Here is a 16086-nt window from a genome sequence, read left to right as displayed (position 1 = left end):
ACTCGCTCACTAACCACACCGAGCGAGACGCGTCCGAGTTGCTCAGCTTGGACCCACCGCGGTCAGGAAGTCGATATGAGGCTGCGAAGACGAGACCTCGATATTTCGAGCACCAAGCGACAGCAGAAGGTTTCGTGCCTGCTCGGCAGAGAACGGATTCAGCAGACCGGCGCCGCCGAGCGCCGATAGCGCATGCCCCGTGGACCATTGGCGTCGGCGCTTAAGTAACGCGTTCGCCTTCCCGGGCAAATCACGTGTTCGATCCGCGCCCGATCCAGATAGGTGCGCCGTGCTGACGGGATGACCGAAGTCGACAGCTCGATGGCGAGCATACCACCCGGCTTGACCATGGCCCACGCTCGGCGAAGCATCCGTTCCGGGAATCGACACGCGCCGACAGCCGCGCCTAAGAAGACGACGCAATCCCCCCGCACTTCCGGTTGCGCGTTCGGATCGATTGGACAGTGATCGAACAAGTGGTGCGGTCTGCCGTGCCCGATCAACTCGGCCGGCACGCGGTCGGGGGGAAGACTCAAGTCCACGAGCACGCCGTTAGGCGCCGAATCACGGATCGTGCGCAGCACAGCTGGCGACGGCGAGCGCGGCAGCACGTCTCCAAGCGCAGCGCGCAGCCCGCTCTCGAACGCCGCGCCGCGCCTAACGTTCCACCGTTCGCCAGATTCCTCCAGAAACGTGCTCTTCGAACCAATTACCGGCAGCATATGCGACGGCGCGAACAAACCTCGACTCGCCCGAACGTATACTTCGCTGTGCGCAATTGTCGGATCGACCGACGCGAATCCGAGACCCGATAGTCGTCGGGTCACCTCAGTGAGGGTGACCCGATCGTTGATGACAGGGCTCAACAGATCGAAGAGTTGGTGCGGGTCATCGCCGGGGAAACGGCGGCGCAACTCGACAATCTTTTCCTCGAAGGGCAGCATGGCGAGCTCGAGACGAAGGCGCTCGATGCGACCTGTTTCACTCGGCGACCACGACTGTGCACCGTACAGATAAAGCACGAACGCCCCAGATGGACTTACGAGTCGTGCGACGTTCTCGAGCGCTCTCCAAGTATCACCGGTATGGTGCAGTACGCCAAATGAAAAGACGAGGTCGAACTCACCGATATCAGAGGGAATGTCGAGCAGGTCGACGCGACGCGTCCGTAGGCGTGGATTGTTGTCACAGATCTCAGCGGTTCGCTCGAGCGCTGCTTCGCTGAAGTCAATCGCGGTCACTTCCGCACCCAGCTCCAACAGAGACCGGGTCCACCGCCCGCGACCACACCCGGCATCGAGGGCGCGCTTGCCGACGAACCACCGCGGATCGATCGCGCACAACTCGTTCGTTAGCACGCGAGTCGCGTTTGCGTCGAACCAGGGGTCCCCGGGCATGAAGTCGCCTGATGGAAGATGCGACCACTGCCAGTCGAAGCTGGCAAGCGTCTGCCGGCGAGACGCCTCCGTCGTTGTCACTGTATCCGCCTAACCCATGCTCTCGAGACGATAGGCGGCGTCCATCCATACGATCCCACGGTCCGCCTTCAAAGGCACTCCCGTTCCAAGGACATCGCGCTCCTGCATCGTGATCGCGAGAGCATCAGGTACATTGTCGAACACCTCGGCGCCCCAGTGATGCATCAGGCGCAGCGAGAGAGTGACGGCTCGCGGCAGGAGCGACTTCGCACATACGCGCGCGATGATACGGTGCTTGCCGGCTGCGACATTCCACTCTGCGCGGACGTCGCCGCTGCACAGCGTCGATACCAACGTGCCACTGAGAGTCGACATCCCCAGCAAGAGCTGCAAACCGGTAATGGCTTGATACGCCTCGATGTCAACTTTCAGGACCAGGTCCTCGCCCTGCACTGGAGGTCCCCCGTCGCCGCCCGCGATCTCGGCTCCCGTAATTACCGCCGCCGATCGATGCGCGGGACGAGATGGTGCTACGTATCTGAGACCCGCGGCGACGCCAGCCGACACGCGCTGTAAATACAGCCTAACGATGTCGGAGGCGGATCCCATCGCGACAACCTGACCATGCTCGAGCAGCACGGCCTGCGTGCACAGATGCTCGACGGCAGCCATGTTATGACTCACGAACAGCGTCGTGCGCCCGCGACCGGCCGCATCACTCATAGCGCGTGTGCACTTGGCCTGAAACTCTGCATCGCCAACAGCGAGCACTTCGTCGATCACCATTGTGTCAGCGGCAAGATGCGCTGCCACCGCAAACGCTAGTCTGAGCTGCATGCCGCTCGAATACCGCTTGATTGGCGTGTCGATGTACGAACCAATGCCGGCAAAGTCGCAGATCTCATCGAAGGCGCGCGCGACGTCCCGGGCGCTCATGCCGAGCAGCGTGCCATTGAGATAGACGTTTTCGCGTCCCGTTAGCTCTGGGTGAAACCCGGTGCCGACTTCGAGCAGGCTGGCGACATGGCCGCGCAGCGTGGCGCGACCGCTCGAAGGCGTGGTGATGCGGGACAGTATCTTGAGAAGCGTGCTCTTGCCCGCTCCGTTGCGCCCGATGATGCCGAACACCTCACCTTCCGGCACTTCGAACGTCACATCGCGCAGTGCATCGATCTGCATCCAGCGCGGACGCTTCCGCGCCCGCAGCGGATGCCCGACGAACTCCCGTAACAGCGGCGCCTCAGGGTGCCTGATTCGGTACGTCTTCGAGATGCCTTCAGCACGAACCGCGAGTCTACTCATACGACATCCACGATCGTCGCTTCGGATCGGCGGAAGCACCACACGCCGACGAGAGTCATGGCGGCACTCATTGCGAGGGACAGGTTTACGATCCAACCTGTTGGCAGCGGCCCGTTCAGCACCGCAGCGCGGAAGATGCCAATCAGTCCCGTGAGCGGGTTGAGAGCGAGCACCCATCGCCACCGGACCGGCACAAACGAGTTTGCGTAGATCACGGGCGTGGCGAAGAGCCCGACCTGCAGCATGAACGGCACTATGTGCTGCACGTCACGCCACCTCGCATTAATCGCTGCCAAGAGGGCGGCGAAGCCGAACGAGAACAGGAGCAGGCCCGCAAGTGCGGGCAGCGCGAGCCAGATCCTAACTGTGGGCGCGATATGATAGAAAGTCAGCAGGATCACCAGAAGCACGGTCGTGACCAGCGCATCGAGCAGCGCCGAGGCGCCCGCCGCCACCACGAGATAAATGCGCGGGAAAAAAAGCTTCGTGATGATGCTCTGATTTACCACCAGTGACACCGCGCCTTCCGACACGACCTTATTGAAGAGATTCCATGCGAGAAGGCCGACGAGCGCGAACACTGCGTACGGAACACCCCCGCTAGGCACCTTCACTACGCGGCCGAACAGCACGGTGAAAACGAGCACCTGCACTGCGGGTTGGACAATGGCCCACGTCATGCCTAACGCGGCCTGTTTGTAGCGCGAGCGGACGTTACGCCACGCGAGACTCTTCAGCGCCCCACGATAGATGTACAGGTCGGCGAACCATCGCCGCCACGACGGCTGGCCGTCGATGACGATGATGGGAACGCCGTCGTCGGCGCGTCCGTCCACCAAGCGGGACGTTTCACCGGCGGATTGCTCCGCGGCGGACACGCCTGTCGTCACATCAGCAGTTGTAATTGGAAACCCGCTCGAGGAAGGAACCCCGCGCTCGCGTCACCGCGCATGCGCTCGTGCTGCTATGCCACCCTTACCCGCCACCCCGCCTCCGCAAACCTGACTAACGCCCGCACCCGCTCTCGCTCTGCCTTACCGAACATCGAATCTCGCGGCGCCGCGACATCCACCGCCACCACCCCCCACTCATCCATCCGCCCGCGAATCTCCGTGATCACTTCGCCAGGCACCCGCGCCGCATGCTCACCGCACTGCACCACATACGAGACGCCACGCGTGCTCCGCAACTCGCGCGCGGAACGTCCCAGTTCGAAACCGGCGAAAATGTATCGCGGAAACAAAGGCCGATATCCCGATCGCGCCCGCACCCGCGGCAACAACGTCGAGTAGCCCTGCCTCCGCAGATTCACATCCACCCACTCTTCGGCGCGGGACTTCGTGTACAACAACTCCCAACAGATTTCTGCACTGCTCGACATCGCGTTCTCTCGGGTACAGCGTCGGCGCGCCGCTGCCAGTAGCGGACACAGCTACCGCAGGATTTGCACGGGCTGCGCAAACCGGCGGTGTGTAAAAAATCGTCATCAGTCGGCTCTCAACTATGACGAGACAAAGGCCTGTGGGTCAAGCGGTTGGTGCACTCGGACGCGATGTCGTCCGACCACCCTCGCCAACCGGCGGCGACGGAACGATACGGGGACCGGTCGCGCCTTCAACCACCGGCGCCTTGGTGCCGCGCGCCCGCTCGAGCAGCGTCACGAGCTCATCATTGAGACGAGCGTTGTTGAAATCGCGCTCGATCGCGTCGTGCGCGGCCAGCGCCATCAACAACCACCGCTCGGGATGGTCCACCAGCCACCGCAGGGCGTCGGCGAGCGCATCCGTATCCCGCTCTGGCACCAGGAGCCCGCTCACCTTGTCTTCCACCAGCTCGGGAATGCCGCTGTGCCTGGTCGCCACCACCGGCACGCCGCTCGCCATGGCCTCCATCAGCGCGACCGGAATTCCCTCCATGTCTCCGTCGGCCGCCGTCACGCTCGGCGCGGCGAACAGGTGGGCGGCGCTCATCGCGCGCGCCACCTCATCTCGCGACCGCGCTCCGATGATCCGCACCGTGTTGTTCATGCCGAGCTCCGCGATGAGCGCTTGAAGCGATGAACGCATGGGGCCGTCGCCGACGATGTCGAGCGCTATGTCGACGCCGTCGCGGCGCAGGGCGGATATGGCACGCACGGCATAGGGCAAGCCCTTCTTCTCCACCAGCCGCGCGACGCACACGACACGCAGCGGCTGATCCACCGTGGGCATCCGGGGCACGGTGAAGCGGAAACGCGCGAGATCGATGCCCATGTGGTGCACGGCAATCTTCTCGGGCGGACAGCTGAGCTGCGCGAGACGCGCGGCCCAGAACGCGCTCACCGGCAAGAAGAGATCGCCGCGCGCGAACAGGTCGCTGTATATCGCCACTCCGTGCATGCGCAGGTACCGGCTCATGTCGGCGCCGTGAAACGCCGCGACGATCGGTCCCTGCACCAGGCCGGCGTCGCGCACACGGAGCGCGCGCTGCGCGTTGGTTCCGAAGTGGCACAGTATCGCGTCGTACGGACCGCGCCCGAGGAACGGGGCGCTCTCGTACAGCACGCCGAGGGCGCCGGGACTTCGCCGCACCATCCGCAGGGCCTCGCGGGCGCGTCCGCGCCACGGGCCACGCAGCAAACCGGTAATGCCTAACGCACGGCCGAGGGTGCGCCGCGGGGTGCGGGGCTGATAATAGGTGCGTTCGGCGAGCGGATCGATCTCGCGCTGCGCTACCACGCCGGCAGAGTTCGGCTCCGGCGCCAAAGCATAAATGTCGACATCATGTTCGCGCGCTATGAGACCGCTGATCTGGTCCAGCACGAAAGTCTGCGACACCGAGGGGAAATACGTGCTGACAACTGCGACCCGCATACCTCCGCATGGTAGCAGAACCTGGACCGCAGCGGCGGCGGCGGCGCGACACCGAGACTTGCATCCCTAAAAAATCTTCATGTCGTCGAGAAACATTCCTGACGATGAATTCGTCGCAGTCGCGGCTCAGGGCGCTGAGAGCGACGCGCGCGGAACGTCCATCGTGTCGCCGGGAGCGCCGCGGGTCGGGTCGACTTTTCGCGAGTACCGCACGAACCGCTTGAGCTTGAGGAACTGCTTCTCGTACAGGTGCCAGCTGGCGAAGGCCAGGCCGACCGTACAGATCACGACGATCAGCAGCACGGCGATGCTCGCGGGAATGCGTGTGCCGAATACCGATGGAGGCGAGGCCATCCACGGCACGTACCGCTGGAATACCCATAACACGAACCCGTGAAACACGTACATCGCGTAGCTGTAGCGACCGAGGAATCCGAGCGTGCGCGATGAGAACACGCGGTCAAGCATGCCGTGCGGTCGCGCAAGCGTGGCGACCATGAGCGCGCCGAAGCCGAGGTCGACGCAGGTGAAGCAAACGGCATAGAGCGGCCCGTGCCTAACGGGGTTCAACGTGAACTGGTCGAAGTAGAGCGCGACCGCGGCGATGGGCGTGCACATCGCGGCGACGGGTCCGACCCACCGCTCGAGCGGCTTGAGTCCGTCAGGACCGCGCATCACCAGCGCGATGAGCGCGCCGACCGCGAGGCCGTCGGCGTGGAACGGCGTCAGCATGTACATGGCACTCGCGGTTCCACCGTTGGTAAGCCACGCGATTCGCAAAGCGAGCGCCAACACGAGACCCGCGCAGCACACGGTCATCAGCCGTTTGCGCGTGAGGAAAAACACGAGGAACGGCCACACGAAGTAGAACTGCTCTTCAACTGCCAGCGACCAGAACTGGACCGTTGAGAAGGGCGGATAGCCTCGCAGCACGTACCCCAGATTTGCGAAGTACGTCCACTCGAACGGCGCCTGCCGGCTGAGCAGGTACTTCGTCTGTTGCTCCTGATGCATGAAATGCGGGAACACGAAGTACACGCAGAACAGCGTGCCGTAGTAGAGCGGAAAGATCCGGAGGATGCGTCGGAGGTAGAACGTGCGGAAAAAGTGCGTACCACCTTTCGTGTCATAGAGAATTCCGGTGATCAGAAATCCGGACAACACGAAAAACAGATCGACGCCGATCCATCCGCAGTTGGCGAGATGGGCAACGTTATAATCGAACGCCGAGAGCGGCGGGCGATTGGGATAGACGTTGTTGATGAGGACGAGCACGATGGCCAGCCCGCGCACACCGTCGAGCGCGGGCACGCGCTTGTCGGTCGTCGCCGGCGTGATGCCGTATGTGGTCGAACCCGATTCGCTCACGCTCGTCCGCGGAGATGATCAAGCGATAGCTTGATGTCGCGCAATCCGGCGCGACCGCCGGCCATCGTCGACAGCACGGCGAGAAAAACGACTGCGGTGATCCCGAAGCCGATGATCAGGCCGACGATCTCGTGCGCCGGGTGTGCGAGGTGATGAAATAGATAAACGGCTCCGCCGGCGAGAATGGCCGCAATCGCACTTGGCGCACTGATCCTGTAAAAGTCAGACGTATGCACAGGCCCGCGACGTCCCACATACCAGAGATTGATGGGCGTCGTGATGAGCGCGGAGGTGAGGCCGTAGGATTTGGCGACGCCCTCGGCGCCCCAGTGCACACCGGCCACAATCGAGGCGACGGCGAGCGCGGAGCTGATCACGCCCCAACGCAACAGCTCACCGGTTCGGTTCTGACTTGTGAACAGCCAGCCGGTTGTGTAGCCGATGGGCTGAACGAATCCGGCGATGGCAAGCCACATGAAAATTCTGGCGGCGCCCAGCCATTGATCGCCGAGTACGACGGCGATGAGCCAGTCGGAGCAGACCATGAGGAAAGCGACGAGCGGCATCGTGACCAGCACGATCTTGTCGAGAGTGCGCGCGAACGCGGCGCGGTAGCGCTCGGGCTCGTCGGCTAACCGACTGAGCGTCGGCACGGCGACACCACCCACCGGCAAATTGATCTGGTTGAGCGGGAAGAGCAGCAGCTGGTACGCCTTCGCGTACAAGCCAAGTTGCTGCGATCCCCAGAAGCGGCCGATGAGGAGGTCGTCGCTGTTGCGCGAGAAATAATTGAGCACCGTGAAGCCGGTGACGTTGCCGCCGAATGCGAGCATCTCGCGCACACGCGTGCTGCGTTTGGGCAGACTCGGCCGCCAGCGGCACACGATCCACGCGAGGAGCGCGCTGCTGATCGTGAACGCGAGCTGGTTGCCGACGATGGCCCAGTACGACATCTGCTCGTACGCCATCGTGATGCCGACGATGCTGGCGAGCGTCATCGAGAAGATGTCGTTGGCGGCGATGATGGCGAAGCGCATGCGGCGCCGGAGCAGCGCCTGGTGCTGGACGCTGAAACCGCTGACCAGGAATCCGCACGCGAGCACGATGGTGATATTCGTTAGGCGTGGCTCGCCGTAGAATCGCGCCAGCACCGGCGCGATGGCCATGGTGAGGATGGCGATGCACACGCCGACGCCGCCGTTGATCCAGAACAGGCTGCTGGCCTCCTCGTGCGTGAGCACGTTGCGCTGGATCGTGGCGCGCGAGAGGCCGATGTCCTTGAAGATGGTCAGGAATCCGGTGACGACGGTGACCATGCCGATGAGGCCGTAGTCGCGCGGGGTGAGGAGCCGCGCCATGACCATCGTCGCGAGGAGTCCGATGATGAACTGGGACGCCTGCGACCCGACGGTGAAGGCGCCGCCGCGGATGGCGCGGCCAGCGACGCCTTGGCGCAGGTCGTCGGTGCGGAAGAGCTGCTCGCGGCGGTTCGCGTTTGGCGGTCCGGGTGGTGGCGCCGCGACCTTGGCCGAGAGCGGCGGTTGGGTCACGAACTCAGTGCGCGGCGAGCGCCCGCGCGACGCGCTCGCCCGCCTTTCCGTCCCAGCCTTCGGGACGGCGCGCGCCCTCCGCACGCCTAACGGAGCGCACGGCCGAGGCGATCTCGGCGGGATCCGGCACCAGGCGGTTGGTGCCCTCGGTGATCGTGATCGGCCGCTCGGTATTCTCCCGCACCGTGATGCAGGGAACGCCGAGCGCGGTGGTTTCTTCCTGGAGTCCCCCGGAGTCGGTGACGACGACGTGCGCGCCCTGGACCAGGTCGAGCATCTCGGCGTAGGCGACGGGCTCGAGCAGCCTAACGGAACCCAGGTCCAGCCCGAACTCGCGCAGGCGCTGCTGCGTGCGCGGGTGCGCCGGGAAGATGACTGCATGGTCGCGCGAGAGATCGCGCAGCGCCTCCGCGATGCCGGCAAGCCGGTGCAGCTCGTCCACGTTGGATGGGCGGTGGAGCGTCACGATGACGGAGCGGCCGTCGATGCCTACCTTTTTGCGGAAACCCGAGGCGCGTGCGTTCGGCAACGCGTGGAGCAGCGAGTCGATCATCACGTTGCCCACGAACACGATCTCGCTGTCCGGCTCGCCTTCGGCGCGCAAGGTTTTGTCCGCGTCGCGCGACGGTGTCAGGAGAAGCGACGCCAGCCGGTCGGTCACGATGCGGTTGATTTCTTCCGGCATCGTCCAGTCGCGGCTCCGCAACCCCGCTTCGACGTGCGCGACCCGAAGGCCAAGTTTGACCGCGACGATCGCCGCAGCCATGGTGGAGTTGACGTCGCCGTAGACCACCACCCAATCCGGGCGCTCTCGATCGAGCACCGGCTCGATCCGCTCGATGATTCGAGCCGTTTGCACCGCGTGCGACGCGGACCCGACTCCCAGGTCGACATCGGGCTGCGGAATCCCCAAGTCGCGGAAGAACGCGCCCGACATCGCATCATCGTAGTGTTGCCCGGTGTGGACGACGGTTTGCACCAAACCTGCCCGGGCCGCCGCGCGATGCACCGGAGCAAGCTTCGGGAAATTGGGGCGAGCCCCGACGACGTGCAGGAGCTTCATCTTACGGAGCGCTGGTTGCTCGAGACCCTCGGGCAGCGCGTGTCCCTAAAGTGCATTCCGGTCACAAAAAGATGGTAGTCGATCACAAAACGTGATGTCGGAGAAAGAAAACAATGTGAGCAGTGGAAACCCGATGCTACCATGGATGAGTCATCCAAGCACAAATACGAGTCTGCTGGGTAGCAAACCTCGGGCGAGCGGAAATACCGAGCCCATCAGTACGCAAGAAATCGGTCCGACGGCCAATTTTCTGCTCTTTCCAGTCTCAGTCGGGATTATATGATTAGCCAGGCTGGCTTCTTAGAGGTGCCGTTGCATTGAGTACACCGATGCAAAGCGGCTTCATGATGTTGCGCAAACCGATGCCGGTCGCGCGGTCGATCCACTGGATACCAGCAGGATCGAACGGCGCCGACTCCGCGTCGGGTGCAGATGTGCCGCTATTCATTACGCAGGGCGCCCTGCGCGAAGCAATGCGCCATCTCCGGTCCGATCCCGAGCAGGAGCTCATGGGCTTCCTACTCGGCAACCTCTTCGAGTGTCCTGATACCGGGTCGCGCTACGTGGTCATTACGAGCGCCATGCGGACAGGTCACGTTATCGGAGAAACCGAACCGGTCCAGATCCCGGAAGAAGAATGGCTCGGCATGCAGCTCGAGCTGCGCCGACGGCGTGCCGGGCTGATGGGATGGTACCACAGCGCGCCGTTCGTCGGCAGCTCGCCCGCCCGACTCGACCTCGAAACCCACCGCGAACGCTTCCGCGAACCGTGGCAGTCCGGACTCGTCATCGCCACCACAGGTCCGGAACCAACCGGCGGATTCTTCAGGATGAACCCGGGCGGCGCCTTGAGCGGCCTGCTCATCCCGTTCGACGAAATCGTCGACGACGACGCCCTCCTCCCAGGCGGACGAAAACGCACTCTTATTGATTGGGCGAACTACCGCACCGAACAGCCCGTCGAAGGCGACCGGTCCGAACGTCGCCCCCACATGCCACCCCCACCCCCTCGACGCCAATCGCCGGACACCGTCGATCCGGCGCTGGCCGGCGTCACGGCGCAGCCGACACTGCCAGTCATGCTGCCCGAAGCCGCGCTCTTCGAGGACGACCTGCCACTGCCCCCGATTCCGGAGCCGCGCCGTTTCCGCTTCGGCGCCGTCGCCATGCTTCTGTTAGTCATCGGCGCCGGGGCCGCAGGGCTCTGGTGGTGGAACCACCGAGGGACCATCGAGCCGCCAGCCGGATTGGCGAGCGGGCTCTTCTCGTCGTCTCCATCGACACCCGCACCCGCGCCCAACACCCGCGCCGGCGACAGCGCCGTCTACACGCCGCCGCGCGATACGTCCAGTCTCCCCGCCGGTGGGTCGATGAGCAGCGCACCCCCCGCCATGGTGCCCGCCAACAGCACGGCGGTGTCGACTCCCACGGTGCGGCCGCCGACGAGCGGCGGAACGGCGAATGCGATGACCACCGCTCCGCCCGCATCGCAGACGGCACCCTCGGTGACCGCCGCGGCGCCGCCGGCAGCCACGCCCGCGCCTAACGCAATCGCGCCGTCGTCAGATCCGCGAATGCAGAAGTTCGACGCGCTCGCCGATTCGCTCGAGCAGGCCATCCGGAACTTCCAGGATCGCGCCGCCGACTTCACCACCAAGCGCCTCACTTGCCGCGGACTCGGCGTCGGCTACGAGGGAGCCGACGATGCATACATCGCACTCGCCGGCGCGTATCGCACCGTGCACACCAGCATCGACAGCGCGCGCGAAGCCCGGTTCCGCAAACTGTCATCGCAGATCGGCGACGTGAACAACACGTTCGACGCCTCCAAATGCCCGCGGCCCTGAAATGCGTCTCTTCTCGGATGACGACGACGACCTGCCCGACGATCTCGACGACGAGTTTCCGTTAGGCGACGGGACGGTCGACACCGAGGCGATGGTGGTGTGTCCCTATTGCGGCGAAGCCGTGGACATCGCGATCGATCCCGGCGGCGGCATGGACCAACGCTACGAGGAAGACTGCGAAGTCTGCTGCCAGCCGTGGCAGGTGCACGTCACGTACGGCCGCGATGGGCAGGCCGCCGTGACAGTCACAGCCCTGGACTAAAGGCGGACAAAAAAGGCTACAGGCGGACAAGGCCGGACACGACGGACAAAGCCGGACTTAAGACGGACGGTCCGGCCTTGTCCGTGGTGTCAGGCTTTGTCCGCCTGTAATGTGGACCATCCAGCCGAACAGATGCGGGAAGAACGTTCCGCCAGCGGCATCACAGGCGGCACGCGTGGCGATCGTTCCCTTGGGACCGAACAGCGGTTTGCCGTTTTGTTTTGCCTGCCATTCGCCCGGCTCGCCGCGCGGCGGAATGCAGAGATTCGTGTGCAGGTGCCACGGATAGATGCTCAGCGGAACGCGCGCGTTGAGGTCATCGAGCGACGATCGGTACGGCGCCGTGTACATCGCGCCGACGAGCGCGTAGCCGGTCGCCGTTTTCTTGTAGAGCAATGACGTTGGGCGTGCGGGGTCGAAGGCGAACGCCGCCTTGATGCCGTTGCCGCGCTTGGTGAAGTGATAGACGTCCTGCGGTACGTTGGGCAGGAACGGTTTGTAGCCATCGGCCAGTGCGACGTTCACGTCGCGGTACTTGGCGATGGCTCCGCGCAGCGTCGTCACGATGTGCGCGGCGCGCGCGGAATCGCCGGGCGCCGGCGGCCGCGAGGGGGTCATGGTCATGTGAAGCGACATGCCGGTCATCGCACTGCTCATCGCGGCGGTGACGCCGGCTTCGGCGCGCGACGAGCTGTCGTCGGCCATGGACATGCCGCGCATATCGGGCATCGCGCGGTTGGCGGCGCGGCTGGTGTCGCCGGCCTGCGCGCGGCTGCATGCAACCGCCGAACAGATCAGGGCGAGAGTGAGAAGTGGTGTTCGCATGTGTGATGAGACGCCTGTTCGTCGGCAGTTGTTAAGGCGAACTAAAGGCGGACAAAACCTGATACGACGGACAAAGCCGGACTCTCCGTCTTCGGTCCGGCTTTGTCCGTCGTGTCCGGCCCTGTCCGCCTGTAGCCTTTAAGTCCGGCTCTGTCCGTTCGTGTCCGGCCTTGTCCGCCTGAAACACGACGTTATTCATCGTGCGTCATGATTCCCTCCAAGCCGCGGTTCGTTCTCGCGCTCGTCACGCTCGGCGTGATCAGCTATCTGTCGATTGCGCCGCCGAAACCGCTGCCGCGATTGGCGCCGTTCTTCGATCCCGTGCGCGGAGTGTGGGCCGTGGCGCGGGATGCGGTGCTTCCCAAAACCGCTGACGCGATCGTGCCGGGACTCGCGGCACGGGTGCGGGTGTTCTACGATCTGCGCGGGGTGCCGCACATCTTTGCGTCGACGGAGCGGGACGCATATCGGGCGCTGGGGTACGTGACGGCGCGCGACCGTCTGTTCCAGCTCGAGCTGCAGACGCGCGCGGCGGCCGGGACGCTGACGGAGCTCGTCGGTCCGGTTGCGTTAGGCGCGGACCGGGAGACGCGCGCGTTGGGCTTGCCGCGCGCGGTGGAGCGGCAGCTGCTGGCGATGGACACGACGAGCGCCGCGTGGCGCGCCGTGGAGGCCTACGGCGACGGCATCAATGCGTACATCGACGGCATGCGCGCGGCCGATCTGCCGCTCGAATACCGGCTGCTCGACGCGCGGCCCGCCCGCTGGAAGGCGGTGAACACGCTGTACTTGCTGGCGCGGATGGGGCTCACGCTGGCGTACGATCCGGAAGAGATGCGGCGTCTGCGCGCGGCGGCGCTAGTGGGCGACCGCGCGGCCGATGCGCTGTTCTCGGCGCGCGCCGCGATCCAGGAGCCCATCGTGCCCAACGGACAGACGGCGACGCGCATCGACTCGACGCCGCTGCCTCCTCCGGGCGCGCCCGATACCGCGGCGGGCGCGCTGGCGCTTGCGTTAGGCGGGGCGATGCGCGCGGCGGCCGGCGCCGCGCACGACGGCTCGGGCGACGTGAGCGTCGGCAGCAACAACTGGGCGGTGTCGCCCTCGCGCACGCGCGACAAATTCGCGCTCCTCGCCGGCGATCCGCATCTCGATCTCTCGCTGCCGTCGATCTGGTACGTGGCGCATCTCTCGGTGCCGGCCTCGCTCGATGTATACGGCGTGACGCTGCCCGGCGCTCCATCGGTGATCATCGGCTTCAACCGCGATGTGGCGTGGACGTTCACCAACACGGGCGCGGACGTGATGGACTTCTACGCCGAGTCGGTGGATGTGGCGCAGCACCCGACGAAGTACTTGTTGGACGGGACATGGCGGCCGCTCGAGAAGCGAGTCGAACGATATCGCGACGGCGATGGGCGTGTCCTGGCCACCGACACGGTGTTGTACACACATCGCGGTCCCATGCAGCGCGCGGGCGGCCGCTGGCTCTCCATGCGGTGGACCGTGCTCGAACGGCCGATGGTGATTGCGCCGTTCATGCAGATCGCGCACGCTCGAACCGTGGATGCATGGTTGAGCGACATGGATTCGTATTCGTGGCCGGCGCAGAACATGCTTGTGGCCGACCGCGCGGGAACGATTGCGATTCGATCGACGGGCACGTTCCCGATCCGGCCGGGCGATGGCCGCGGCGACATCGTGCGCGACGGCACATCGTCGGCCAGCGATTGGACGGGTGTGTGGCCGGTGTCGCGTTATCCGTTCGCGCGCAATCCTGCGCAGGGGTATCTCGCGTCGGCGAATCAGCAACCGACCGATCCGCGCATGGATTCGACGTACCTGGGCGCCGACTGGCCGGATCCGTGGCGGGCGATGCGGATCAACGCGCTATTGCGCGCCGATTCGCAGGCGACGGTGGAAGACATGCGCAACGACCAGACGGACCCCGGCAGTGCGCGCGCGGATCTGTTCGTGCCGGCGTTCGAGGCGGCGGCCCGCGCGGTGGCGTCCCGGGCGCCTAACGATTCGACGCTGCAGCGCGCGGACAGTCTGTTAGGCGAATGGAACCGCACCTACACCGAGGACAACGACCGGGCGGTGTTGTTCGAGATGGCGATGCGCGAATTGGCGCGCCGGCTGTGGGACGAGCTGATCCCGCCCGGCGATTCGACGCCGGCGGCGCGTCCGCCGGAAAGCGTGATCGCGGCGCTGCTCCAGCAGCCGAAGAGCCCGTGGTGGGATGACCGGCGCACCACGGGGACCATCGAGACGCGCGACGACATTCTGGCGGCGAGCCTGCGGGTTGCGTTAGGCGACGCCGAGCGCCGCTACGGCCCCCCGGGCAACGACGACTGGCGATGGAGCCGCGTGCAGCACGCGAACATCTACCATCTGCTCGAGCTGCCGTCCCTCTCGCGGTTGAACATCGAGGTGCAGGGCGGTCCGGGCACGCTCGCTCCGTCGAGCGGCCAGGGACGCGCGGGCCCGAGCTGGCGCATGGTCGTCGAGATGGGACCCGACGTGCACGGGTGGGGAACGCTGCCCGGCGGCGAGTCGGGCAATCCCGCAAGCTCCCGCTACGACAACATGCTGCGCTCCTGGCGGACGGGGACGCTGGACGCGCTCTATTTCCCGCCGGACTCGATGGTGCTGTCGCAGCCGCCGGTGAGTCCGTCGCTCACATTGTCGCCGGCCGGACACCGATGAGAGCGACGATCCGATTCGTGTGGACGGCGCTGGTCTTCGCGCTCGCGACGTGGCTTGCACCGTGGCCCGCGGTCGCGGCCGTGAGTGCGCTGCTGCTTCTCCTCATGCCGCGCGCGTTCAGCCCGGTGATGCTCGCCTCTGCGGCCGCCGCGGCATGGGCCGGGATCCTCGGCTGGACGTGGCTGTACGCTCCGTTAGGCACCCTGGCCGCCGAGGTCGGCGGCATCTTTCACGTGCCCGGCGGCGTGCTCATGGCGCTCAGCGTCGCCATCGCCTTCGGCCTCGCGTGGGGCGGCGCCGAGGTGGCGCTCGTCGTGCGCGCGCGGGATGCCCGCCGGCAAACGACCGCTGGCCCTCGAAAAGCACCAGCACCAACAGCGTTAGGCCGTTAGGACCGAACCGCTTCTTCGTCTTCCGGCACAGGCTCGCCCTGCGCCGGGAAGTATGCGTTGCGCACGTACTGTTGGACCATGCGCTGCGTGTTGAAGAACGAGCCGTTGAGCGCGATCGCGTGGCGCATCACGTCGATGTAGCCGAGCGGCAGGCCATAGAAGAGCGGGAGAATGACTTGCTCGAGCTTGACGTAAAGGTCATTCGATTCGCGCGTCTCGTCGGGCTCGGGTTCGGCGGATCCGCCGATCGACCATCCCGTGACGCCTTCGATGTGTCCCTCGAACCACCATCCATCGAGCACGCTCAGCGATGGAACGCCGTTGAGCGCGGCCTTCATACCGCTGGTGCCCGAGGCTTCGAGCGGTTTGCGCGGGTTGTTGAGCCAGAGGTCGACGCCCGAGGTAAGCTTGCACGCAAGATCGATGTCGTAGTTCTCGAGGTAGACGACCTTGATCGTGCCTTCGAGTTGGTGCGCGGCCTCGAAGATGTGCCGGATG

The 16086-nt window shown here is 65.1% G+C and carries 14 protein-coding genes; 4 read left to right on the top strand and 10 right to left on the bottom strand.

What is annotated here, in order from left to right; genetic code table 11:
• Nucleotides 1-158 precede the first annotated feature (158 nt).
• The 8 genes from VFW04_10040 to wecB form a co-directional block, all read right to left on the bottom strand.
• Nucleotides 159-1478: a class I SAM-dependent methyltransferase gene (locus VFW04_10040; GenBank protein HEX5179661.1), complete on the bottom strand. Its 1320-nt coding sequence runs from the start codon at nt 1476-1478 to the stop codon at nt 159-161.
• A 9-nt stretch (nt 1479-1487) separates the two neighbouring features.
• A complete protein-coding gene (locus tag VFW04_10035) occupies nt 1488-2597 on the bottom strand; it encodes an ATP-binding cassette domain-containing protein (GenBank protein ID HEX5179660.1) in 1110 nt (369 codons plus the stop codon).
• Between the two features lie 119 nt (nt 2598-2716).
• Nucleotides 2717-3610 (bottom strand): ABC transporter permease, encoded by an 894-nt coding sequence (locus VFW04_10030; GenBank protein HEX5179659.1) that lies wholly within the window; start codon nt 3608-3610, stop codon nt 2717-2719.
• A 74-nt stretch (nt 3611-3684) separates the two neighbouring features.
• Nucleotides 3685-4101 carry a transcription termination/antitermination NusG family protein gene (locus VFW04_10025; protein HEX5179658.1) on the bottom strand — a complete coding sequence of 139 codons (417 nt, stop codon included), beginning with the start codon at nt 4099-4101 and terminating at the stop codon, nt 3685-3687.
• A 145-nt stretch (nt 4102-4246) separates the two neighbouring features.
• Nucleotides 4247-5572, bottom strand: coding sequence for a glycosyltransferase (locus VFW04_10020; GenBank protein ID HEX5179657.1), 1326 nt, complete (start codon nt 5570-5572; stop codon nt 4247-4249).
• Between the two features lie 126 nt (nt 5573-5698).
• On the bottom strand, nt 5699-6940 hold the full coding sequence (locus VFW04_10015; GenBank protein ID HEX5179656.1) for an acyltransferase: 1242 nt from the start codon (nt 6938-6940) through the stop codon (nt 5699-5701).
• On the bottom strand, nt 6937-8490 hold the full coding sequence (locus VFW04_10010; GenBank protein HEX5179655.1) for a lipopolysaccharide biosynthesis protein: 1554 nt from the start codon (nt 8488-8490) through the stop codon (nt 6937-6939). Before VFW04_10010 ends, VFW04_10015 begins: the two co-directional genes overlap by 4 nt.
• A 4-nt stretch (nt 8491-8494) precedes the next feature.
• Nucleotides 8495-9553 (bottom strand): UDP-N-acetylglucosamine 2-epimerase (non-hydrolyzing), encoded by a 1059-nt coding sequence (gene wecB / locus VFW04_10005; GenBank protein HEX5179654.1) that lies wholly within the window; start codon nt 9551-9553, stop codon nt 8495-8497.
• Between the two features lie 344 nt (nt 9554-9897).
• On the opposite strand from wecB, the gene VFW04_10000 reads away from it, so the two are divergent.
• The gene (locus VFW04_10000; GenBank protein HEX5179653.1) at nt 9898-11400 is read left to right on the top strand and encodes a hypothetical protein; all 1503 of its coding nucleotides are present in this window, start codon (nt 9898-9900) and stop codon (nt 11398-11400) included.
• Nucleotide 11401: 1 nt separating this feature from the next.
• Nucleotides 11402-11662, top strand: a complete 261-nt coding sequence (locus VFW04_09995) for a CPXCG motif-containing cysteine-rich protein (protein ID HEX5179652.1) — start codon at nt 11402-11404, stop codon at nt 11660-11662.
• A gap of 57 nt (nt 11663-11719) precedes the next feature.
• On the opposite strand, the gene VFW04_09990 is transcribed toward VFW04_09995, so the two are convergent.
• Nucleotides 11720-12487: a hypothetical protein gene (locus tag VFW04_09990; protein HEX5179651.1), complete on the bottom strand. Its 768-nt coding sequence runs from the start codon at nt 12485-12487 to the stop codon at nt 11720-11722.
• Nucleotides 12488-12694: 207 nt separating this feature from the next.
• Here VFW04_09990 and VFW04_09985 point away from each other — a divergent pair, with 207 nt between their 5' ends.
• Nucleotides 12695-15196: a penicillin acylase family protein gene (locus VFW04_09985; protein ID HEX5179650.1), complete on the top strand. Its 2502-nt coding sequence runs from the start codon at nt 12695-12697 to the stop codon at nt 15194-15196.
• Nucleotides 15193-15588 carry a hypothetical protein gene (locus VFW04_09980; protein HEX5179649.1) on the top strand — a complete coding sequence of 132 codons (396 nt, stop codon included), beginning with the start codon at nt 15193-15195 and terminating at the stop codon, nt 15586-15588. Before VFW04_09985 ends, VFW04_09980 begins: the two co-directional genes overlap by 4 nt.
• On the opposite strand, the gene VFW04_09975 is transcribed toward VFW04_09980, so the two are convergent.
• On the bottom strand, nt 15585-16086 hold a 502-nt coding region (locus tag VFW04_09975; GenBank protein HEX5179648.1), incomplete at its 5' end, for a glycogen/starch/alpha-glucan phosphorylase. The two genes, VFW04_09980 and VFW04_09975, sit on opposite strands and share 4 nt — an antisense overlap.

The organism is Gemmatimonadaceae bacterium (assembly GCA_036273715.1).
GTDB lineage: Bacteria > Gemmatimonadota > Gemmatimonadetes > Gemmatimonadales > Gemmatimonadaceae > JADGGM01.
Note: the sequence above shows the minus strand (reverse complement) of the source record. Positions and strands in the feature narration are given on the sequence as shown.